The sequence below is a fragment of the Exiguobacterium sp. TDN 0502 genome (assembly GCF_050846835.1).
Taxonomy (GTDB): domain Bacteria; phylum Bacillota; class Bacilli; order Exiguobacteriales; family Exiguobacteriaceae; genus Exiguobacterium_A.
The window spans coordinates 31,041-53,914 of sequence record NZ_JBOZGJ010000016.1 but is presented as its reverse complement, the minus strand read 5'-3'; the positions used below and the strand labels follow the sequence as shown (position 1 = coordinate 53,914).

Below are 22,874 nucleotides of genomic sequence, written 5' to 3'. Positions count from 1 at the left end.
CCTCCGATGTTAGTACTTTTTAAAAGTGTACCACTCCGAAGGTGTTTTATATTGTCTCAAAATTTTAGGTTAGCCCACTCTCTATTCAAGAGAAGAATCGCCATATATCACATGCATGAAACCGACGCAATCGCGTCGGTTTTTTGATTCTCTAGCACTTGACCCCTTACCTCTTACGACTCTGATCGGACCCCGTTGATCCCAAGGTCACACTGCACTAAATCCGCATACGTTTGACGGCGGACGACTTCGCGGGATTCCCCGTCCCGGACGAAGACAAGTGCCGGACGTAAAAATTGGTTATAGTTGCTTGCCATCGAAAAGTTATATGCTCCTGTTCCAAACACAGCAAGCGTATCGCCACCATTCGGTTCGACCAACTGTGCTTTTTCAGCGACCAAATCACCTGATTCACAAGCTGCTCCGACGACCGTCACTTCCGTCGTTTTACCCTTCATCCGGTTCGCGATGACCGTTTCATAGACTGCCCCGTAAAGTGCCGGACGGATGTTATCCGTCATCCCACCGTCGACGGAGAGATACGTCCGGACGCCTTCGATTTCTTTGATTGCGCCAACCGTATAGAGGGTCGTGCCTGCATTCGCGACGACCCAACGTCCTGGCTCGATCCCGATTCGTGGTCGTTCGATACCAAGTCGCTCCGTTTCCGTCTCGATCACGTCCATGACACGTGCAATCGTCGCTTCAAAATCAAGCGGTTGATCGTCCTGTGTATAGGCAATTCCGAAGCCACCGCCCACATTGACTTCGCTGACCGTAAAACCATGCTGGGCACGAATCGTTTCGACGAAGCCCATCATCGTCCGAGCTGTCTGTTCGAATAGTGACGGATCTTGGATTTGCGAACCGACATGACAATGGATGCCGAGTAACGACAGATGTTCTGATGCCAAAATCGCTTCGATCGCGTCCAAGTAATCGGATGCATGTGTCGAGAAACCGAATTTTGTATCGACACCACCCGTCTGGATTTTCGCATGTGCTCCCCCGATGACTTGTGGCACGATCCGGATCAGGACATGCACCGTTTGATCAGCTTGCGCTGCGATGGCTTCGAGTTGTGCGATTTCGGCAAAGTGATCGATGACGATTCGTCCGACACCTTCCTCAACGGCATATTGAAGATCAGCCGTTGATTTATTCGAACCATGGAAATAGATTCGTTCTGCCGGGACACCGGATTGACGAGCGATGAAGAGTTCTCCTCCCGTAACGACATCGATGCCGAGACCATGACGCACGACTTGTTCGTACACCGCACTGACGGTCAGTGCTTTTGAAGCAAACGATGCATACGTATTCGGATACTTATCAAGGAAGTGTTCCCGGACGGTCGCCAGTCGATCTGTCAGCTCCCGCTCCGCCATCACGTACAACGGTGTTCCGTAATGTGTCGCAAGATCGGTCGCTGCGACACCATCGATGTGCAACGTATTGTTTTCTTCTGTCAGGTACTGACTTCCATACATAATAAGTTCCTCCTTATAGATACTGATGCGTCAAACGCCACGACCGGGCACACATCTGCTCTGAATTGTTCGCTGCTCCTGTCCGGGTAATATCGTCAATTTCGACGCCATCCCCGTATAGCACGACTTCGTCTCCGAGCTCAACCGTTCCATCGACAGCAACGAACGTATGACTCATGAATAGTTTATTAATGACTGGATAAGGCTTTCCTTTAATGTGAACAGGCAGCGCGGCACGCCCACGAACGACACCGTCTCCATAGCCGACGGGTAAAATAGCAATTCGCATCGGTTCTGTACTCGTAAAGTTCGTACCGTATCCCACATGCTCACCTGGTCCGATTTCACGAATTTCAATGACTTCTGTCGTCATCCGAAGTGACGGCACGAGCCAGTCCATCTTCTCAATCGGCGAATAACCGAATAAGAAAATTCCAGGGCGGACATAGTTACAAAACGCGAGACGCGGATCGTGTTTGACGATCGTCGCACTGTTTTCCGAATGGATATACGTAAACGTATGGCGCTTTCGTAATGCATCGGCAATGGCGACGAAACGTTCGACTTGTCCGTCATGATCCGCATCCGGCTCATCGGCAAGCGGAAAGTGTGTATATAAACCTGTTAAATCAAGCGAATCTGCTTGCGCAAGCGCAAGGACAGCTTCCGCCTCTTGAAGCGAACTGACACCAAAACGGTTCATCCCGACGTTGATCTTCAGATGTAACTCGATTCCCTGCAGCTGTTCACTGTGTAGGGCGAGCCATTCTAGCGATGAGACACCGAGCGCGATTCCGAAACGTCGTGCTGTTTCAAAATCCTCCGTCGGATTCATCACCAGTACATAACTGTCTGGAAAATTCGTTTTGATTTCAATGGCTTCGTACAACTCGGCGACAGCAAAATGTTGCACATCAGATGCCATCAGCGTCTCGACCATCTCGAGCATACCTAAGTTATACGCATTGTTCTTGACCACGGCAAAAATACGTTTACGTGACCGAGCGAAGACCGATGCGACGTTCTGTCGCACCGCCTTCCGATCGATCGTGACGAGTGTACGTGTCGTCATTCCGCGACAGCTGGTGTCACATGCGTCAACCAATCCGCATATTGCGGCAATTGACCTGTGACGGCTTGACGGTAAAGGTCGAGCAACTCATCTGCGACGTTCCGTGTTCCGCCGTTGATTGAGATATGATCGATTTCACCGACACTCGTGATTTCAGCAGCTGTTCCTGTTAAGAAGATCTCATCTGCGACATACAACTCATCGCGTCCGATGTGACGTTCGACGACAGGATAGCCTTGATCTTGTGCCAAACGGATGATGACTTGGCGTGTGATCCCGTCGAGTACTGAACAATCGAGCGACGGGGTATGAATCGTTCCGTTTTTAAGAAGGAAGAGGTTCGCGACACTCGCTTCACTGACGTTTCCGTTCATGTCGAGTGCGATGGCTTCATCAAAACCATCACGGATTGCTTCACCTTTTAAGAGTTGTGAGTTCATATAGTTCGCAGCCGCTTTCGCCTGCATCGGCATCATTGTTGATGAGACGCGGCGGTATGATGCGACTTTGGCACGGATGCCAGCGCCTTTATCGAAGTATTCCCCAAGTTCCCAGCAAGAGATCCCGACGTGAACCGTCGTATCTTTCGCCATCAATGCTTGCCATGGCGTACCGAGGAACACGAATGGACGGATATAACAAGATTCGAATCCGTTTTTCGCAACGAGATCAATCGTCGCTTGGACGAGTTCCTCAACCGTATACGGAATCGTGACGTGGTAATACGCACAACTGCGGAAGAGACGTTCGATATGTTCCTTCAATTGGAAAATCGCCGGTCCGTCCGGTGTCGCGTAAGCACGAATTCCTTCAAAGAATCCACTACCATAGTGAATCGCATGTGACATGACGCTTGTATTCGCATCTTTCGGATCATGAAAGACTCCATCTAACCAAATTGCTTCTCCATACTGTGTATCCACTGCCATGTGTTTTCCTCCTCTTCGACGTCAATCAGAGTGAACGTAAATCATCCACCAATTGCGTCTTCTCTTCTGTTTTCGCATCTTTCTGTTTGATGACACGTGCAGGTGTTCCAGCAACGACACTTCCAGCAGGTACGTCTTCTGTGACGACACTACCAGCAGCGACGACGGCATCTTTACCGACTTTGACGCCTTCAAGGATGACTGCATTTGCACCAATCAAGACACCGTCTTCAATGATGACAGGTGTTTTTGAAGGTGGTTCGAGGACACCCGCGACCACGGCACCTGCGCCAACATGAACGTTTTTCCCGATCGTCCCACGTGCACCGACGACAGCGTTCATATCAATCATTGTACCATCTCCGATTGATGCACCGATATTGATGATCGCACCCATCATGACGACTGCGTTATCACCGATGACGACATGATCACGAATCCATGAACCTGGCTCGATGCGCGCATTCAAGTGACGTGTATCAAGCATTGGTACCGCACTGTTGCGACGGTCATACTCCACGTGAACATCCGTGATGCGATCTGAATACTTTTCTAAGAAAGTAGCCGCAAGTCCTGCATCCGCGAAGAAAATCTTTGATTCATCTGATCCGAACGCTGTTGCGCCTTCGATCGTCAAGCCCGCCAAGTCACCATTCACGTAGAGTTTAACCGGTGTTTGTTTTTTAGCATCTTTAATGAATTTAGCAATTTCGTAAGCATCAGTGAGTAACATGTGAATCCTCCTGTGTGTAGAGCGTCTCTAATGTATAGAGTCCCGCTGTTTTTTGAATGAGTGCCTCAGCTGCTTTGATCGCACCAGAAGCAAATACTTTTTTCGATAATGCCGTATGTTTGATTTCAATCAATTCGTCGACACCGGCGAATAAGACTTCGTGTTCTCCGAAGATTGTTCCACCGCGCATCGCGTGCATCCCGATCTCGTTCGTCTCTCGCTTCTGCCGCGTTTGAGACCGGTCATACACCGGTGTGACGTCACGTGCCGTCTGAATCGTTTGCAATAACAACTCCGCCGTTCCGCTTGGCGCATCGACTTTTTGGTTGTGATGTTTCTCGAGCAATTCGATGTCATACGCTCCTGCTAGTGGTACGAGTGTCTTCAGCAGTTGCTGCACCATCGCGATGCCGTACGACATGTTGTACGACTGGAAGATCGGAATTTCTTTTGCGGCGTCCTTGATCGATGCCAGTTCTGCCTCCGAAAAACCAGTCGTCGCGATGACGAGTGGTGTTTTGGTCGCCAGCCCATATGCGAGCAGATCCGGTAACAAACTCGGATGTGAGAAGTCGATGATTGCATCGACTTCCTCTGCCATCTCCGTTAGTTCTGCGTATGATGCAATCGTATCCGACGACTTCGTCCGGTCAACGATTGCCACGACACTTTGTGGTGCGAGTTCGACGACGTATTGTCCTGTCGCCCCATAACCGTGTAACGCGAGTTTCATCGAACCACTCCTTTGTAAGCCCGCATCGTTTCGAGTAAGTGCGCGTGACCGGCTTCCGATTGACGGACGAGCGGCAAGCGCGGCGCACCGACTGCAAAGCCGAGTTCTTCAAGCGATGCTTTGACTGGAATCGGATTGACGTCGCTGAACAAGGCACCGATGACCGGTAACAAGTCTGCCTGAATCCGGCGCGCCGTCACGAGATCTTGTGCCAGTAAGGATTCAGCCAGTGCTTGTGTCTCTGCCGGGTACGGATTCGAGAGGACCGAGATGACACCTTGTGCGCCCCATGCCATATAAGGCAGGATTTGATCGTCATTTCCACAGAAGACCGCGAAGTCTTCCGGAATCGCTGCCATCAGTTCGCCCATGAAGCTGACGTCTCCACTCGCTTCCTTAAACGCTTGGATGCGTGGATGACGTGCTAACGTCACTGCGGTTTCGACTGCGATTGCAACGCCTGTCCGCGACGGAACGTTGTACAGCATGATCGGTAATTCGGTTGCATCAGCGACCGCCGTGAAGTGCGCGACGAGACCGGCTTGTGATGTTTTATTGTAGTACGGTGTGACGAGCATCGCTGCATCCGCACCAAGGCGTTCTGCGAGTAACGTCTTCTCGATTGTTACTGCCGTGTTGTTCGAACCCGTTCCGGCAATGACGGGTACTCGTCCTGCTGTGACTTGAACGGCAGTCGTCAGGAGTTGTTCGAATTCCGCATTCGTTAAGGTCGAACCTTCTCCTGTCGTCCCTCCGACGACAAGTGCCTGAATCCCCGCTGCGAGTTGTTGCTCGATCAAGCGTTCGAATACGTGTAGATCCAACTCGCCTGCTTCATTAAATGGTGTGACGAGCGCTGTACCTGCTCCTTTGAACATGAAGAACTCCTCCTTTGTTATGAATGAATCGACTGTTCGATGGCTTGGCGTGCGACTTGTACGGCGTTTGACGCGGCACCTTTTCGGATGTTGTCGGCTACACACCAGAGATGGAATGTGTTCGCGAGACTATCATCTTGTCGAATCCGACCGACGTAGACGTCGTCCGTCCCGCTTGCGTCGAGCGGCATCGGATAACGTGTATTCGCGACATCATCGATGAGGACGACGCCCGGTGCGCCTTCCAGTGCTTCACGGATTGCTGTAACCGTCGTCGGTTGTGTAAACGTGACGTTGATTGCAACCGAGTGAGAATTCGTGACCGGCACCCGGACGCACGTCGCACTGACTGGTAATGCTGGAAGATTGAAGATTTTCCGTGTTTCATCAATCATCTTCTGCTCTTCTTTCGTATAGCCGTTCTCAAGGAACACATCGATATGCGGCAAGATGTTATCGTGAATCGGATGTGGATAATTGACGGGCTCTTCTCCGCGTGCCCCGCGTGCCAGATCCTCGATTCCTTTTTGACCAGAACCGGATACGGCCTGATACGTCGTATAGTTGATCCGTTCGAATCCCAGTGACTGGAGCGGTGCTAACGCGACGACGGATTGAATCGTCGAACAGTTCGGATTTGCGATCAAGCGGTTCGTTGCTTGAATCGCTTGCGGATTGACTTCTGGCACGACGAGTGGAATCGTCTCCTGCATCCGGAAGGCACTTGAATTATCGACGACGAGTGTTCCGTTTTCAGCTAGTAACGGGGCATATTGCTCACTGATCGTTCCGCCTGCTGCGAACAACGCGACATCGATTCCGTCTTCCGTGATGTTTGGCGTCAGCGCTTGGATCGTAATATCTTCTCCTTTGAACTGCACCGTGTTGCCTGCTGAACGAGCAGAAGCGTAAGCGGACAAGCGGCTGACCGGGAAGTCCAGTTCTGCGAGTACTTGTAACATTTTTTGACCGACGGCGCCGGTTGCTCCGATGACGGCTACGTGATACATCCTGTTTTCCTCCTTATAACTCGAACGCGTTTGCAATCGCTGCAACCGTCCGTTCAATATCGTCTTGTGCAATCGTGTATGAGATGCTGATTTCTGACGTCGTGACTTGATAGAACGGGATGTTCTCTGCTCGGAAGATTGCGAACAATTTCGAAGCAACACCTGTCGCATCGCGCATTCCGATTCCGACGACAGACAATTTCGCGTGTTGATTATGGCGATCGACCTTCGCTGTCGTGAAGCGATCCATGATGTCTTTTAAGGCTTCATCGAGGAACTCTTCCTCATCGAGTGGACATGAGAACGATAAGAAGATGTCGCTGTCGAACGTCGTTTGACTGATCATGTCGATGTTGACGTGGCGGTTCGATAACAGTTCGAAGATATCGGCTACTGCCGCGTTCGTTTGTGGTACGTGCTTGATCGACACCGTCAAGACGTTCTTCGTCACGCTGACACTCGTGACCGCTTTTTGTTCCATTGTTTCCGTCGCTTCCATGATCCATGTTCCCCTTTTCGATTCAAGTGTTTTCCCGACGAAGATGTGTACGCCGTATTTTTTCCCGAGCTCGACACTCCGCATTTCCATGACCTTCGACCCGAGGGCGCTCATCTCCATCATCTCATCATATGAAATGTGCGGAATTGGTTGAGCAGCGGCATGGATTCGTGGATCAGCCGTGTAGACACCGTCGACATCGGTATAGATTTCACAGCGTTTATCAAGGACTGCAGCTAAGGCAACTGCTGTCGTATCCGATCCGCCCCGTCCGAGTGTCGTGACGTCCCCGAGTTCATTAACCCCTTGGAAACCGGCGACGATGACGACATCGTACGTTTCGAGTTTTTGCCGTAACAGATCTCCATCAATCTGTTTGATCTTACTTTTCGTATGCAATCCCATCGTACTGATTCCCGCTTGTGCGCCCGTTTGCGATAACGCTTTGACGCCGAGCGAGTTGAGGGCGATGCTGAGTAATGAAATCGTCTGTTCTTCTCCGATGGCAAGCAGTCGATCGAGTTCCCGTCGCTCAGGGCGGTCCGTGATGGCTTGCGCCTGTGCGATCAAAGAATCCGTCATCTTGCCCATCGCCGAAACGACGACGACGAGTTTTTCACCTTCGGCTGCGCGACTCTTCAAATAATTCGCAATAGACTGAATCTGTTCGACAGTCGCAACCGAGCTTCCACCAAATTTAAGTACAGTTGTCACAATCCTATCTCCTTTGTCCCGATACAGAAAAAAACGACGGGCCGGTAGGAGCGTTCCTACGGCCCGTCGTTATCACGATCGGACAAACGAAGACAAAGTCGTTCGTTCTTTTACGTAAGATAGCGCTCCGAAACATCGGTTTCGGCAGTACAACGGATCTTAACCGTTGTACCAGCAAATAAGAAGAAGCATCTTCTCGTTCACTTCGGCGGACTTCCCCTTTCACATCATTCGGCATGCTTGCCTTCAAGAATGATGCTACTCATGTCGTCCGCGCCTCTATCTGTCGGTTGTTAGTTACAGTTATAGCAGACATCTTTTGTTAAATCCAGTCATTTGACTGATTTTTTTCAAAATCCGTCAATTCGCAAGATGCTGTTTTGCGAGTTCGAGTTGCTCCGAAACGGCAGCAAACCCTGTACCGCCGTAACTTGTCCGGCGGGCTACTGCTTGAACCGGATCGAGGAGCGGATAGACTTCTTCCGTGATATCCGGATGGAAGGTTTGATACGTCTCGAGGTTCAAATCTTTCAGGAAACAGCCCTTCTGTACACAGTAAAGGACAGCCTTCCCGACGATTTCGTGCGCTTCCCGGAATGGTATGCCTTTCGTTACGAGGTAGTCGGCGAGTTCCGTTGCATTCGAGAAGTCTTGCATTGTCGCCTTCTTGAGCGCTTCGGTCTTAAACGTCGCGGATTCAATCATTCCGGTGAAGATTTGGACGGACTGAAGGACGGTATCTGCTGTATCAAAGACCCCTTCCTTATCCTCTTGCATGTCTTTATTGTAAGCGAGTGGTAATGCCTTCATCGTCGTCAGGAAGCCCATCAGGTTGCCGTAGACACGACCCGTTTTCCCGCGAATCAATTCAGCGAAATCCGGATTTTTCTTCTGTGGCATCATGCTCGACCCTGTCGAGAAGGCATCGGACAACTCGATGAAGCCGAATTCCTGTGACGCCCAAATGATGATTTCTTCACAAAAACGCGAGAGATGCATCATGACGGTCGAAGCGATCCCGAGGTATTCGATGACGAAGTCGCGGTCGGAGACCGCATCGAGGCTGTTCGGATAGATCGACTCGAAACCGAGCAACTCGGCAGACCGGAAACGGTCGATCGGGAACGTCGTCCCAGCGAGCGCGCCCGCACCAAGCGGTGATTTCCGGATCCGTTTTTGATTGTCCGTCAACCGTTCGACGTCCCGTTCGAACATCCAGAAGTACGCAAGCAAGTGATGCGCGAGCGAGATCGGTTGTGCCCGTTGTAAATGCGTATACCCCGGCATGACCGTCTCGATATGTTGCTCGGCCTGTTCCGTGATGACAGATTGAAGTTCGCGTAATGCCGTCGTCAACGCTTCGACGTGCTGCTCCATCCATAGATGCAAATCGGTTGCGACCTGGTCGTTTCGACTCCGTGCCGTATGCAGTTTCCCTGCGACCGGACCGATCTGTTCCGTCAACAAACGCTCAAGGTTCATATGAATGTCCTCATCCGCTAACGTGTAGGAATGGTCGGCTAACGTCACTTCCAGTTGCTTTAGTCCTTGCTCGATGTGCGACCACTCGTCTTGGTCAAGAATTCCTTGTTCGAACAACATCTGTGCATGTGCGAGACTGCCTTTTAAATCGACGCTCGCTAATTTTTGATCGAATGCAATCGATGCTCCGAAGGCTTCCGCTTGAGCGGAAGCACTTTCCGTAAAACGTCCGCCCCAGAGTTTGGTCATTTCGTCACACCCGCCTGACGATGAACGCTCGCATGCGTCGAAACGGCAAGCCCGTGCAATTTGATGAAGCCTTTTGCTGCTTCATGATCAAACGCATCTTCTTTTGTATACGTCGCAAGTTTCTCATCATAGAGTGAGACAGCCGACTGACGACCCGTCACGGTTGCGTTTCCTTTGAACAGTTTGACCCGAACTTCTCCCGTGACATCCTGCTGTGTTGCCGTCAAGAAAGCTTTCAGACCTTTCGTCAACGGTGCGTGGAAGAGACCGTTGTAGATCGTTTCTGCATATTGTTTGCTGAGTAACGGTTTAAAATGAGCGACGTCCTTCGTCAATGTGATCGTCTCGAGTGCAGCATGTGCTTTCAGTAAAACTGTTGCCCCTGGGCACTCGTAGACTTCCCGCGATTTGATGCCGACGAGACGGTTCTCAACGTGGTCAATCCGTCCGACGCCATGCGCTCCAGCGATGATGTTCAGTTCCGTGATCAGTTTTGCGAGTGGATACGTCGTTCCGTTAATCGAGACCGGAACGCCTGCTTCAAAACCGATGATGACTTCTTCCGCCTGATCCGGAGCGTCTTCCGGTGCTACCGTCAACGCGTAAGCGTCTTGCGGTGGCTCTGTCCATGGGTTTTCTAAGACACCACATTCGTTACTCCGTCCCCACAGGTTCATATCGATCGAATATGGGCTGTCGAGGTTGATTGGAATCGGCACGTTGTTTTCTTTCGCATAGGCGATCTCTTCTTCCCGTGACCATTTCCATTCCCGAACCGGTGCGATGACTTCGAGTGATGGATCAAGCGCTGCAACCGAAACTTCGAACCGGACTTGGTCATTCCCTTTTCCGGTACAGCCGTGTGCGACAGCCGTTGCACCATGCTGATGCGCGACTTCGACGAGCTTCTCTGCGATCAACGGACGTGAGAGCGCTGAAATCAACGGATAGGCATTTTCGTAATGGGCGCCATATTGAAGGGCCGGCAAGACGAACTCTTGGGCGAATTCTTCTTTGACATCGAGGACGATCGATTCGATTGCTCCGACGAGAAGTGCTTTTTCTTTGATGACGGATAAATCTTTTCCTTCCCCGACATCCATGCACAAGGCAATGACATCATAGTCCTTGCTCAACCATTTGATGGCTACCGATGTATCGAGTCCCCCAGAGTACGCTAAGATCAATTTTTGTTTCGACATGTATAATTCCCTCCTGGTTTTTAATTCATCTGTCTGTATAAAAATTCATTATGAATTATATATATACATAGAAAACAAAAAAAAGAAACCCTTTTTGCAGGATTTCTTTCAAAATGATTTACATTTTTTTCTCCATCGTCCGGTGCGGGATACCTGCATCGTCGAATTCATCAGAGACGATCGTATATCCGAGTCCTTGGTAGAACGGGATTGCTTGGACTTGTGCACCGAGCGTCAACAGTTGTTTCCCTTCACGTCGTGCGACACGTTCCATTGCTTGCATCAACTCGCCACCGTATCCTTTTCCTCGGGCTGTCGACAGCGTCGCGACACGTTCCACTTTCATCCGTTGATCGTCATACGGACGTGTACGACCTGTCGCGACCGGACGGCTCTGTTCATCGAGGACAAGCAGATGAATCGCTGTCTCATCGTGTGTATCGTATTCAAGATGGCGTGGTACGCCCTGTTCCTCGACGAAGACACGTTCCCGGATCATCCGGACGGCTTGATGTTGTTCTGCTGTACGTACTTGAATGACTGTCATGACTGATATTCCTCCCGTAATCGATCGACATATGCCATCGCATCATCCCGATTCGTAAATTGTGCTTGTGCCTGGATCGCGTTACCGCCACCGCGTCCATTGAAAGATTGGACATGTGCTTTTGCGAATTTGCCGAGATGTAGTTCCCCGTTTCCGCTCATTAGCAGTTTTGTCGTCGTTGCGTTGAAGACGACACCTGTCCGATTTGCCTCCTGAATCGCTTTAGCAAGTCGTTCAGAGAGTCGAATTTCTTCTTGCTCGTGTTCGATCACGAGTAATCCCTCATGTTGCTGAAGAGCGTTAATCAGTTCGAGAGTGACGAGTTGTCCCTCTGTTTGTTCGATTTGTTTCGCTAAACGTTTCTGTTCATCCTGTAACGCATGGACGGCTTCTATAATCTGAACCGGTTTAATCGATAAAGCTTGTGCTGCTTCACGTAAGGCTTGCCGTTCTGCTTGCACGAGTCGATACGCCCGCTCTTTTGCGACGTAGGAGAGACGAATGTTTCCTCGAATCCGTTCGACACCCGTAAAGAGTATTAGCTCGAGCTGTGCCGTTGAATCAAGGTGCGTCCCACCACAGGCGCTATAATCGAGTGTCCCGATTTGAACGACACGAATGCGGCCCTCGACTTGTGGTGTTTTCCGTAATGGTAATTGAAGGACTTCTGCCTCATCATATTCGGTCGCCGTGATCGGCAATCCTTGTTCGATCACGTGACGTAACCGTCGTTCCAACTGTTCTTGTTGCAGAGCTGTCCATTCGGGTGTCTCGATATCAAGCGTCGAGACCTCACTTCCCGTCCGAAAGCTGAGTGTTTTGATCTGAGCCTCATCTTGTAAGATCGCAGAGATGACATGTTGCGCTGTATGCTGAGCGGCATGATCCATCCGGACCGCATCATCTACGATACCTGTAACCTCACCAGTAATCGGTGCAGCCAGTTGATGCCAAACGATGCCTTCCTCAATTTGAACATCGAGGACCGGTTGGTCGTTCAATGTTCCGCAATCTGCTGGTTGTCCACCACTTTCAGGATAGAAGTAACTTTTTTCCAAAGCAACCCAATATCCTTCTGTTTCTTTCGTTGACTGAATGGATGTCTGAAACGTTCGGACACCGGATTCAAGTTGTTCAGGGCGCATGCCTCGACCACCTTTCTCTGTCAGTTTCACTTTGTATTATGTCATATTTCATCCAGAATCGTTTGTCGACTTGCCCTTTTCCTAGTACACTAGACGAAAGACTACCGATCGCGAAGGGACGAAATGCCGTGATTCAGCACATCAATAAAAATTCACCACTCCCCATCTACTATCAAATCGAAGCTGCCTTAAAACAACAAATTGAAAGCGGAGTCCTGCAACCGGGCGATTTAATTCCGTCCGAGCGTGAGTTCGCCGAAGCGCATCAAATCAGCCGGATGACCGTTCGTCAAGCGATTTCAAACTTAGTGAATGCTGGTTACTTAATTCGTCAAAAGGGCCGTGGAACATTCGTCGCAAATAAAAAAATCGTCATGCAATTATCTGGACTGACGAGTTTTTCGGAAGAGATGGAACATCTTGGACTAGAACCGACGAGTGCTCTGCTCTCTTATCAAGTCATCGAGGCATCGATGACGATTGCAAATAAGTTAGGAATTCGCGAAGGCGCATCGGTCTACGAACTGAAACGGTTACGGATTGCCGATGAACAAGCACTTGCGCTCGAGACTGTCTATATCCCAGAACAGTTGCTGCCCGGACTGGATCAAGACGTCGCGACAGCATCGCTGTATGCATTCGCCGAAGCAAGCGGTCTGAACCTCGGACGTGCCAGTCAAACGTTTGAATCGCGCTTGGCAACAAAAGAGGAAGCCGCACATCTCGGCTTGTCGACAGCCTCACCTGTCTTATCAGTGGAACAACTGACATATCTCGCAACAGAACAGCCGTTTGAATATGTCACTTCCGCTTACCGAGGTGATCGTTATACCTTTACAGTCGAAATGCAACGCCAGCGTTAAAACCCCCTCGAATCGCCGTATCGTGACGGTGGCTCGAGGGGGTTTTACTCTTATTGGGCAGGAACGGCGTCTGTTGCAGGCGCCTGCTCTGTCGTGCCTTGTGCAGGGTCCGTCTCATCCTTGATCGGTTCGACTTCCTGTCCTTTCATCGCTTGTGCCAAGTTCTTTTTCACCTGTTCCAGTTGAGTTGGATCAAGGTGATACTCCCATTTTCCGCTGATACCGATATAGCCTTCTCCAGCGAGTTGATACTCTGTCGTATTACGAAGTGCAGTCGTAAAATCTGCTAAACGCGTATAATCATTCGGTCCAAGATTCGTTTCGACATTGTCTCCAACAGCATCGAGAATATCACGATATGCACCAAGTGAACGGAAACTAGCCGCTTCCTTCGCGACCGCTTGAATGACCTGCATCTGCTTTTGACCTCGTCCGATATCACCGAGTGGATCATCATGACGGTTCCGGACATACGCTAGCGCCTGTTCGCCCGTCAGATGTTGCATCCCTTTATCGACGGTGACGGTTCCGGCTTTACGTGCTGAATCCTGCTCCTTGAACGCATAGCGGACATCGATGTCCACCCCATCCAAAGCATCGATCAATTGGACGAACCCTTGGAAGTTGACCTTAACGACGTGATCGATTTGGATGCCGAGCAGATTTTCTGTCGTTTCACGTGCCAGCTTGATTCCGTTGTACGAGTTCGATTTATCCATCGATCCGAAATAGTGGGCATGTGTGATTTTATCCTGCTCCACCCCTGTCTTACCGTAAGGAATATCGTATTTCGAATAATCGATGTTGACGAGTGAATCCCGTGGAATACTCGTCAGCACGAGTTGCTCGGTCTTTTTGTTCAAGATTCCGACGATCATGACATCCGAACGGGCCGGTTCATGACGTTCTTTACTTTTTTTCGTTTCATCCGTTCCAAGAATCAAGAATGATTCTGACGGAACGTCATCATATTTAGAACTCACTTTCGAGCCGGGAATATTAATTTGTGTCTTTGCCAATGTTTCTTGCGTTTTAATAAAAACAGCTCCAGCGTAACCAGAACCGATGACTGTGACAAGCAGGACGAGTGCAGCGATGACTTTCAAGAACATCTTGCCGGCACTAGGCTGCCTCTTTCGTGCAGATCGTGTTTCCATCATGTAAACCCTCATTTTCATGTAAATTTTCCGTAAAGTTCGCTAATCTCCATTATCCGTACATTTAATGAAATGTCAATTTACGTTTCAATTAAAAGAACTGCCAACACACCATTCTATTCCCTACTGCTCAAGCGCACTGCCAGATTATCGCTCGATTTAATCGTCTTGTCGATTCTTATCCCCGTATTAGTGGAGTGTTTTGATTGAAAATATAAAATCGCATGATGCTAGTCCTTCGTCTTCTATTGCTTAAACGAAAAAAGGACGAAAACGATCCATCGACCGTTTTCGTCCCTTGTCTTGTTTGATACTAAATCTCCAATCGACCGTCACGCTTTCATGAAATTCAGATATGCTGCACGTCCTGTACGTTTAGCGTCATCTGACAATAAAGATGCAGCTTCTTCGTCTAAGATCACCATGACGTCCGCGTGACGTTTGAGTACGGTCGCTGGACAATCCATTGTCGCGATGCCTTCCATCATGTCGCGGACCGCTACTGCCTTTCGTTCACTAGAAGCGACGAGAAGAATCTTTTTAGCTTCCATGATCGTTCCGATACCCATCGTGATTGCTTTTGTTGGTACCTCTTCTAGTCGATCAAAGAAACGCTGGTTTGCTTCCCGTGTCGATTCCGTCAATGCCGTCACGTGTGTTTTCGCATCAAATGGCGTACCTGGTTCGTTAAACGCGATGTGTCCGTTCGCACCGATACCGAGCAATTGAATATCGATACCCCGACTGCGAACAAGCGCTTCATACCGTTCACTTTCCTGGACAGAATCGTCCGTGTTACCGATCGGCACGAACGACTCCTTAAAACGTACGTCATTGAACAAATGTTCTTGCATGAACGTATGGTAACTTTGCGGATGCTCCGGACTGAGACCGACATACTCGTCTAGATTAACTGTCGTCACATGTCGACAGTCGAGCGAATCCTTCCGCCATTCTTCATAAACACCGACCGGCGAACTGCCTGTTGCAAGACCGACCGTCAAACCTTCCGGGTGTCGCTCGATCTCCTGTTTTAAAAATCGATACGCAACTTGCGCTAATTCTTCTCCTTTTTCTACGATCATCCATTTCATGAGGTAGACTCCTTTCCGTTCGTGATCCGGTGACGCGTACCACGATGAATCGTTTCTTGAACCTGTAAGGCCTCATCGAGCAACACGATATCTGCATCCTTACCGATCGCAAGGCTTCCCTTTTGTGTCAATTGAAGCTCATTTGCCGCATTGACCGATGTCATGCGGACAGCGTCCTCAAGCGTACACCCGGTGTAGGCGATGATGTTGCGAAGCGCAGCATCCATCGTCAGGACACTTCCGGCTAAACTGCCGTTCGCGAGGCGCGCCGCACCGTCTTGAACGAAGACGGCTTGACCGCCTAACTCATATTCACCGTCCGCTAATCCTTTTGCGCGCATCGCGTCCGTAATGACAATTAGCCGTTGTGCACCTTTCATCCGGTAGGCGAAGTCGACCATTTCCGGTGCGCTATGAATGCCATCCGGGATGATTTCCGTATGAACTTCAGGCGTTAGTAGGCAATACCCGACCGTTCCCGGTTCCCGGTGGTGAAGGGCGCGCATTTGATTGTAGAGATGGGTACCATGCAAGACACGACCTGCTTGATTTTGAGTATATGTCGCGTCCGTATGTCCGGCAGATGGAACCGCACCGGTCAATCGCACCGCCTCTTCAAAAGCGCGTGCTCCCGGACGTTCTGGGGCATATGTCACAAGCTTGATCGTGTTCCCTGCTGCTTCCTGCCATTTCAGGAACTGCTCGACATCCGGTTCGACGATGTATTCGTGCGGTTGTGCCCCCGCATAGTCCGGATTGATGAACGGTCCTTCAAGATGAACACCCACGATCGTCGTTTCTTCTTGTTCGATGACCGTCCGCACTGTCTCAAGCGCCCGTGTGATGTTGTTCCACTCTTGAGTGATCGTCGTCGCTAAGAAAGACGTCACGCCTTCTTGAAGCATTTGACGACTCAAGCGTCGAAGACTATCCGCGTCTCCATCCATCACATCGACATCGTATCCTCCATGAATATGCACATCAATCATGCCTGGAATGACGGGTTGATGGTTTGCATCAATCGTTTCTTCACCCGCTATTGCTTCAAACGCTGACATGTAATCGATTGCCTCAATCGTTTTTCCGAAGCGGATGAAGCCATCTTCTATCGTCTTCTCGCCGGTGTAAATCCGGGCATTGATGATCACTGTCATGTGTCGTCATCCTTTCTCGTTTCCGTTCTTTGACTTGCTTCGTATCTAGTATAACGCGATTAAAGCTAGTTGTATAGACCTTTGTACATTTCGATGAATAAACTAAAAAAGGCGACATCCATTGTCGAAAGACTTGGTGTCGCCTCTTTATACCCAATCGCCCTACCCTTTATGCGTGTGAAGCTTACGGTAGTAAAATACGATCTTTTTTTCGAGAGATCAACCGCGTGGCTTTTAGGATCGCCATCGGTAACGATTGACGCTTCCGGTAAGCCAAATAGCGTCCTTCCCATTTCGGATCGTACTTTTCCTTATACCGCCGTAACCCTGTGAAGCTGTACATATAACGGATATTATTGAAAACATCCGCCGCGACGCGCTCTTGCCAGAAGGACGTTTCGTCCTCTCCTACGGATGACAGCGGAGCCATCCCCATATTAAACGTATGGTATCCTTCTTCTTTTGCATATTCGAACAACCGAATGAACATTGCATCCATGATCCCATTCGGTCCGTCCGGTCGAAAACGCATCAAATCAATCGAGAGGACTCCTTCTTGATAGGCAGGCATGAATGTCATGAAGCCGATCAACTGACCTTCTGCGTCACGCATGATCCCGATCGGTGCCCGGTTGAAGTAAGCAGCATCGAAATAGCCAAGAGAAAAGCCTTTCTCGGATTTCCCACCTAACCATTCGTCGGACACTTCTCGAAGCTCCGAAAGCAGTGTATCCGAAAATGGTGGTTCAATGACTTCAAATGTCATTCCCTCACGTTCAAAGCGATTTTTGATTGATCGAAGACCAGCCCGTTTTTTCCCTGATACGGTGAAGGACGGAATATCGACGATCGCTTCTTCCCCTAGTTTAAAGAAGTTGAAGCCAAAGTCATGGTAGAGCGACATGTTTTGTGCCTGGATCTGATAGATATTCGGAATATAACCGAGATCTTCAACACGTCGCAGGAAAGAGGCAATGACTTGTGAATGCTCTGCCGGATCGCCGCTCGGATCGCCGAGTACCATGATCCGATTGCCGGTTTGACTGAACTGGATGAACGAACGGCCTGTTTCTGAGAAAAAGAACCGCTTATCTCCGAGAAAAGCCAAATGACTTAAATAATTTCCTCCATGCTCGCTCAGTACCTGCTCGATTTTTTCAGCATCGAAACGTTCGCCAAGTACGGGTTGATTGAATGTATTGAACAGGCGAATGAAGACAAGGCCATACACGAGCGCAAAAATCGTCGCACTGGCTGCGAACATGAAGATTTCATGAGACGGATATACTTTCGTACCATCTGCTGATCCAAGCGTGTAAAAAGCATATCCGAAAAAGACGAACCCACCGATATACAGGAAACCAACGATCGCTACCCGTATGAATCGGGTTGTCGTGATGAGTGTCCGCTCTCGTTGAAACGCTTTTCGAGACATCAGCAGTAAAGCAAGCACGATGATGACGGCAAGGAAAGAAATCAGGTTAAAACCACGAAGCGCCATGCCGATCAAGGCGAAGAACGATGCGCCATACATCATGTAAAGCGACCGTTTCGTCCGTCGATAAAGAGCTGTCGACAGCAGGACGAATAACAACCCTCCCATTAAAAAGAAGCTGTTCGCAAGCAACAGTGCTTCGTGTGGCAATTTGGATTCTAAGTATTCGTATTGCGCGGAGACCGGCGGCAGAATCGCAATTCCCCAGATCGTAATACCGGCGACGAGTGTGATCAAGGCGAGTGTAAAGTGCCGGATCTTACTAAGGAATCGCATCTGAAGACGCCAGATCACTCCACCGACTTCTACCGATGGACCGACGATCGGTTTGTCTTCGATCATCTTAACGACAGGACCACTGAACTCACGGGCCGAGAAGACGACACCGATCAAAAATGGAATCAAGTAGTAGACGAGACGATAGATCAATAGACCGGTCAACACGATTCCTTCCTCGACTCCGGCGCGCTGCATTCCGATCAAAAAGACCAGGTCGAACGACCCAAAACCACCTGGTACCATCGAAATCAATCCGGCGGTTGCCGCAATGATGAAGACACCGATGACTTTCGCAAAACCAACGTCCGTTCCGAGTGCCACAAGGATCAGATAGACGACGACACCGGCACTGAACCATTCTGCTAGTGAGACGATCGAATATAAGGCAATTGATTTCGGATGAATACTGCTATTGCTACGACGGAAGGAAAACAGGAAATACAGAGGAAAGAACAACGCGACGCCAATGATGACCGGCCAAAGCCACTTCTTCAAATCGAGTACTTCAAAAGCCGGAAAGACATGCAACAGCGATAGTGCCGACAAAATCGACAACCCGCTGATCAACGTCGGCGCCATCCATCCGATTGCCTTCAATAGACGCCCGCCTTCAACAAACGGACGGTATAAGGCTGTTCGAATCGCCATTCCTGCAAGACCGCCGAATCCGATGATGCCGTTAAAGGAGTTTGCAATCCATGAGGCACGGAAAATCAGACCGACCGGCACTTTCGCGTCAAGCGAGCGTAACAGGAAGAAGTCATAAAAGAACATCGTCGAGACTGCTGCTAGACCGGACAGAATCAATAGAATGAATTGCCATGATGGCACCTGACGAATCGCCCGAATGGAATCCTGAAGGGATAGACTCCGTAATTCATTTTGTCCTTGATAAAAGATGAACCCGATCAAGACGATCGGCAAGATGATTTTCGCAATCGTCAAAATGCGTTGTTTGGAGAATTTCAAGATGCCAGCCTCCTTGATTTACGGATTAAATGCATGAGACGAACCAGTAATAGCGTCGCTCCGACCGCAAGACCGATGATCAATCCCCACCAGTAACCATCCGGACCGAGCGCTGTGTAACGTTCGAGGTAAAAGCCTAATGGCAGTCCAATGACCCAGTAAGCTATGATCGTCAACAGGAACGTGACGTTGACATCCTTGAAGCCGCGTAATGCGCCTTGGGTCGGTGCAGCGACGGCATCCGACAATTGAAAGAAAATCGCGAGAATCATGAAATGAGCTGCTGCTTCGATGACTTGAGGGTCCCGACTATATAAGGCCGCGAGTTCCTCGTTTTTCACATACAACAAGATACCTGAGAATAAGGAAACGGCAACACACATCGTCAAGCCGATTCCGACGTACTGCACGGCATCCTTGATACGCTTGGCTCCGACTTCAAAGCCGACTGTGATCGTTAAGGCAGAGGCTGCAGATAATGGAATCATATAAACGAATGACGCAAAGTTGATCGCTGCCTGATACGCACCGATGATGACATCACCGTAGGCACCGAGCAATAAGGTCACGGCAGAAAAGATGCTGACCTCCGAGAAGATGGCGAGTCCGATCGGCGCCCCTAACAAGATCAATTCCTTGATCCGTCTGACATCTGGTCGATAAAAGCGGCGGAGAATCCCAAGACGTTGAAATAATTCACCTTTCAGGATGACACCGATGATCGCTGCGCAGAGAATCCAGTACGTAATGGCAGTCGCGACCCCTGCCCCGACCCCACCAAGCTCCGGAAAACCAAAGCTTCCGAAGATGAACAGATAATTGAAAAGGACGTTAATGGGTAAAGAGATTAATAGTAAGACCATCGTGATATTCGATTTACCGAGTGAATCGACAAGTGTCCGAAGAACGAAGAAGACGAACATCGGAATGATTCCAAGTGCAAGCATCACCAGATAATTACGCGCGACTTCACGTGCCTCCGCTGACAACTCCATCTTACTAAGAATCGGATTGACGGCAATCAAACCGATGATGACAGTCACACCAATGATGACAATCGCCACGTATAGCGCCTGCATGACGATGCGTTTGACTTCCCGTTCACGCTTCGCACCCATTGCTTGGGAAACGAGTGGTGCAACGGCAAGTAAGATACCGGTCAACCCTGTGTAGACAGGTGCCCAAAGACTAGCTCCAACGCCTACTCCCGCTAAATCAGCAGAACCATATCGCCCGGCCATGACCGTATCAAAAAAACTAATTAAATAAAACGCGACTTGCGTTACGAGAATCGGAAAGAAAATTTTCATGAATTGCTTCATCTTTCCTGAGAACGTAACCGTTTCTAACATACTTCCACCACATTCCAGGAGGGGTCCTCCATAATTTTAAAACTTACTTCATAATATCCTACGAAAATTTTTCAAGGAGGGATTCATTTTATGAACCATCGTGATACTGAAAATTTAACGTTCGAATTGCTAGAGACGTGGTCTACATTTAATCATTATGCAAAAGAGGCGCAACATTTCGAAAATCCTGAAGACGTTCACCAGGCACGGATTCGCTTGCGTAAATTGATCACCTTCGCCCGATTGGTTGATTTGACAGAGGAACCAGTCTATTTAATTTGGAAGCGTCTCATGCACGCCTTTGGTGAAGTCCGTGATTTAGACGTCCAGTTAGAAGCGACCTCAAACAAGACAGAGATGGATCAGTTATTTGCCAATCATATCGCCTTACAGCTTCAAGGAAAACGTTCGACCTTGATCGAGACGATGCATCTCTTGATCTCAAATGAACTGGATCGTTCGGTTCGTCGCTTTTTAGCCGGTCCGATGACGAAACAGTTGCGCCGGATGTCCGAGAAGGAGTTGATCCAATCGGCAGAAAAGCGCTATGAGAAGAAACGGGAACACTTTGAAAAAGTGCAACGGAAGGATGGCGCGAAACGAATCGAACGGATGCACGAGTTGCGACTCGCGACAAAAGCATACCGCTATGCCGTCGAATACCTCCGCCCTTACACAAAACAGCCAAAATCTGCGGTAGATCGGTTAAAGGCAACCCAAACACGGCTCGGTCAAATCAATGACACGTATCAACTGCTGGAAAGATGGCGTTCGTTCGAAGTTCCGACTGCCTATCAAAAGGAGCGCCTGCGTCAAATCGAGCGCTTAGAGGATGAATTACGTACGTCTCTTGACCAAGTCGAAATCGCTCACGGATGACGTTGGACGAGTAATTCGAGCATCTTGGTTCCCGCAATCGAGTTTCCCTTGGCGTCAAGCGATGGACCAAACACACCGATTCCGAGATCCGCCATATCAAAATCACTTCTGCCACAGGCAACGACTGCACCAGAGACTCCACTTTTTCCCGGAAGTCCAACCTGTACGGAAAATTCTCCCGACGCATCGTACATGCCGCATGTCGTCATGATCGCCCGGATGATCCGAGCATTTCGACGTGAGATGACTTGACGCCCTGAAGGTGTCTTACCTGAGGTGCTTAGAATCTTGCCCATCATGGCGAGACCTTTACAGTTCGTCAAGATCGCACATTGCTTCGTGTAGACATCAATGATTTCCTCGACATTTCCTTCGATGACGCCATGGTAGCGCATGAAGTACAGTAACGCCCGGTTCAAATCCGTCGTTTCGAATTCCGATTCGGCGACATCTGCGTCATATTTTACCATTTCTACTTCGATATCCAATAGTTTTGCGATGAATTGACGCAATTGAAGTAATTTATCAGCAGCATCCGTTCCCGGCAACATGCTAGTGACCGCTAATGCGCCCGCATTGATCATCGGGTTGAGCGGTTTCGTCGGAATCGTCTCCTCGAGTTTGGCGATGGAATTAAAGGCGTCCCCTGTCGGCTCCATTCCGACCTTCGAGAAAACGTAGTCTTCCCCAAACGTCTCGAGAACAAACGCAAGGGTAATGATCTTCGATACACTCTGAAGTGTAAACATCGTCTCTGCATCTCCCGCTGAAACAAATGCTCCATCGGCATTACAAACTGCAATACCAAGTTGTGTTGGATCGACTTTAGCGAGTTCCGGAATATAGCTTGCGACCTGTCCTAAAACGGTATAAGGACGGCATTCTTCAATCAACTCCTCGAGTTGTGCTTGTGTGACATTCATGGCGTTCCCTCTTTCTTTTTCTTTTT

General features: G+C 49.5%; 20 protein-coding genes and 1 riboswitch. Of the genes, 2 read left to right on the top strand and 18 right to left on the bottom strand.

Going from position 1 to position 22,874, the window contains the following annotated elements; all coding sequences use genetic code 11:
• Positions 1-173: 173 nt before the first annotated feature.
• From lysA to ACRPK8_RS13990, 12 genes are all read right to left on the bottom strand, one after another.
• Positions 174-1,490: a diaminopimelate decarboxylase gene (gene lysA, locus ACRPK8_RS14045; protein ID WP_432238711.1), complete on the bottom strand. Its 1,317-nt coding sequence runs from the start codon at positions 1,488-1,490 to the stop codon at positions 174-176.
• Between the two features lie 13 nt (positions 1,491-1,503).
• Positions 1,504-2,562 (bottom strand): alanine racemase, encoded by a 1,059-nt coding sequence (alr, locus tag ACRPK8_RS14040; RefSeq protein ID WP_432238710.1) that lies wholly within the window; start codon positions 2,560-2,562, stop codon positions 1,504-1,506.
• Positions 2,559-3,491 (bottom strand): branched-chain amino acid transaminase, encoded by a 933-nt coding sequence (locus tag ACRPK8_RS14035; RefSeq protein ID WP_432238709.1) that lies wholly within the window; start codon positions 3,489-3,491, stop codon positions 2,559-2,561. Before ACRPK8_RS14035 ends, alr begins: the two co-directional genes overlap by 4 nt.
• 25 nt (positions 3,492-3,516) lie before the next feature.
• Complete coding sequence (gene dapD / locus ACRPK8_RS14030; RefSeq protein ID WP_029340774.1) at positions 3,517-4,224, bottom strand: 2,3,4,5-tetrahydropyridine-2,6-dicarboxylate N-acetyltransferase; 708 nt, start codon at positions 4,222-4,224, stop codon at positions 3,517-3,519.
• Positions 4,211-4,957 carry a 4-hydroxy-tetrahydrodipicolinate reductase gene (gene dapB / locus ACRPK8_RS14025; protein WP_432238708.1) on the bottom strand — a complete coding sequence of 249 codons (747 nt, stop codon included), beginning with the start codon at positions 4,955-4,957 and terminating at the stop codon, positions 4,211-4,213. The genes dapD and dapB overlap by 14 nt, the downstream gene beginning before the upstream one ends.
• On the bottom strand, positions 4,954-5,835 hold the full coding sequence (gene dapA, locus ACRPK8_RS14020) for a 4-hydroxy-tetrahydrodipicolinate synthase (RefSeq protein ID WP_432238707.1): 882 nt from the start codon (positions 5,833-5,835) through the stop codon (positions 4,954-4,956). Before dapA ends, dapB begins: the two co-directional genes overlap by 4 nt.
• Before the next feature lie 17 nt (positions 5,836-5,852).
• Positions 5,853-6,845, bottom strand: a complete 993-nt coding sequence (locus ACRPK8_RS14015) for an aspartate-semialdehyde dehydrogenase (RefSeq protein WP_432238706.1) — start codon at positions 6,843-6,845, stop codon at positions 5,853-5,855.
• Positions 6,846-6,858: 13 nt separating this feature from the next.
• Positions 6,859-8,058: an aspartate kinase gene (locus tag ACRPK8_RS14010; RefSeq protein WP_432238705.1), complete on the bottom strand. Its 1,200-nt coding sequence runs from the start codon at positions 8,056-8,058 to the stop codon at positions 6,859-6,861.
• Between the two features lie 112 nt (positions 8,059-8,170).
• Positions 8,171-8,348: riboswitch (Lysine riboswitch) on the bottom strand.
• Positions 8,349-8,418: 70 nt separating this feature from the next.
• A complete protein-coding gene (argH, locus tag ACRPK8_RS14005; RefSeq protein WP_432238704.1) occupies positions 8,419-9,789 on the bottom strand; it encodes an argininosuccinate lyase in 1,371 nt (456 codons plus the stop codon).
• Positions 9,786-10,991 carry an argininosuccinate synthase gene (locus ACRPK8_RS14000; RefSeq protein WP_432238703.1) on the bottom strand — a complete coding sequence of 402 codons (1,206 nt, stop codon included), beginning with the start codon at positions 10,989-10,991 and terminating at the stop codon, positions 9,786-9,788. The genes argH and ACRPK8_RS14000 overlap by 4 nt, the downstream gene beginning before the upstream one ends.
• A 118-nt stretch (positions 10,992-11,109) precedes the next feature.
• Positions 11,110-11,538, bottom strand: coding sequence for a GNAT family N-acetyltransferase (locus tag ACRPK8_RS13995; RefSeq protein ID WP_029340768.1), 429 nt, complete (start codon positions 11,536-11,538; stop codon positions 11,110-11,112).
• On the bottom strand, positions 11,535-12,683 hold the full coding sequence (locus ACRPK8_RS13990) for an alanyl-tRNA editing protein (protein ID WP_432238702.1): 1,149 nt from the start codon (positions 12,681-12,683) through the stop codon (positions 11,535-11,537). Before ACRPK8_RS13990 ends, ACRPK8_RS13995 begins: the two co-directional genes overlap by 4 nt.
• A gap of 128 nt (positions 12,684-12,811) precedes the next feature.
• Here ACRPK8_RS13990 and phnF point away from each other — a divergent pair, with 128 nt between their 5' ends.
• Positions 12,812-13,546, top strand: a complete 735-nt coding sequence (gene phnF / locus ACRPK8_RS13985) for a phosphonate metabolism transcriptional regulator PhnF (RefSeq protein ID WP_432238701.1) — start codon at positions 12,812-12,814, stop codon at positions 13,544-13,546.
• A gap of 50 nt (positions 13,547-13,596) precedes the next feature.
• Here the strand turns inward: phnF and ACRPK8_RS13980 are convergent, their stop codons facing one another.
• The 5 genes from ACRPK8_RS13980 to ACRPK8_RS13960 all read right to left on the bottom strand — a co-directional run bounded on the left by ACRPK8_RS13980 (position 13,597) and on the right by ACRPK8_RS13960 (position 21,046).
• Entirely contained in the window at positions 13,597-14,706 is a 1,110-nt protein-coding gene (locus tag ACRPK8_RS13980) for an LCP family protein (protein ID WP_432238700.1), read from the bottom strand.
• A gap of 329 nt (positions 14,707-15,035) precedes the next feature.
• On the bottom strand, positions 15,036-15,797 hold the full coding sequence (gene nagB, locus ACRPK8_RS13975) for a glucosamine-6-phosphate deaminase (protein WP_432238699.1): 762 nt from the start codon (positions 15,795-15,797) through the stop codon (positions 15,036-15,038).
• On the bottom strand, positions 15,794-16,951 hold the full coding sequence (nagA, locus tag ACRPK8_RS13970; RefSeq protein ID WP_432238698.1) for an N-acetylglucosamine-6-phosphate deacetylase: 1,158 nt from the start codon (positions 16,949-16,951) through the stop codon (positions 15,794-15,796). The genes nagB and nagA overlap by 4 nt, the downstream gene beginning before the upstream one ends.
• Before the next feature lie 184 nt (positions 16,952-17,135).
• Entirely contained in the window at positions 17,136-19,694 is a 2,559-nt protein-coding gene (mprF, locus tag ACRPK8_RS13965) for a bifunctional lysylphosphatidylglycerol flippase/synthetase MprF (RefSeq protein ID WP_432238697.1), read from the bottom strand.
• Positions 19,691-21,046 carry an MATE family efflux transporter gene (locus tag ACRPK8_RS13960; protein ID WP_432238696.1) on the bottom strand — a complete coding sequence of 452 codons (1,356 nt, stop codon included), beginning with the start codon at positions 21,044-21,046 and terminating at the stop codon, positions 19,691-19,693. Before ACRPK8_RS13960 ends, mprF begins: the two co-directional genes overlap by 4 nt.
• Positions 21,047-21,136: 90 nt before the next feature.
• Between ACRPK8_RS13960 and ACRPK8_RS13955 the strand changes: the two genes are divergently transcribed.
• Positions 21,137-21,925, top strand: coding sequence for a CHAD domain-containing protein (locus ACRPK8_RS13955; RefSeq protein ID WP_432238695.1), 789 nt, complete (start codon positions 21,137-21,139; stop codon positions 21,923-21,925).
• Here the strand turns inward: ACRPK8_RS13955 and glsA are convergent.
• Positions 21,916-22,848, bottom strand: coding sequence for a glutaminase A (glsA, locus tag ACRPK8_RS13950; RefSeq protein WP_432238694.1), 933 nt, complete (start codon positions 22,846-22,848; stop codon positions 21,916-21,918). The genes ACRPK8_RS13955 and glsA overlap by 10 nt on opposite strands.
• Positions 22,849-22,874: the final 26 nt, after the last annotated feature.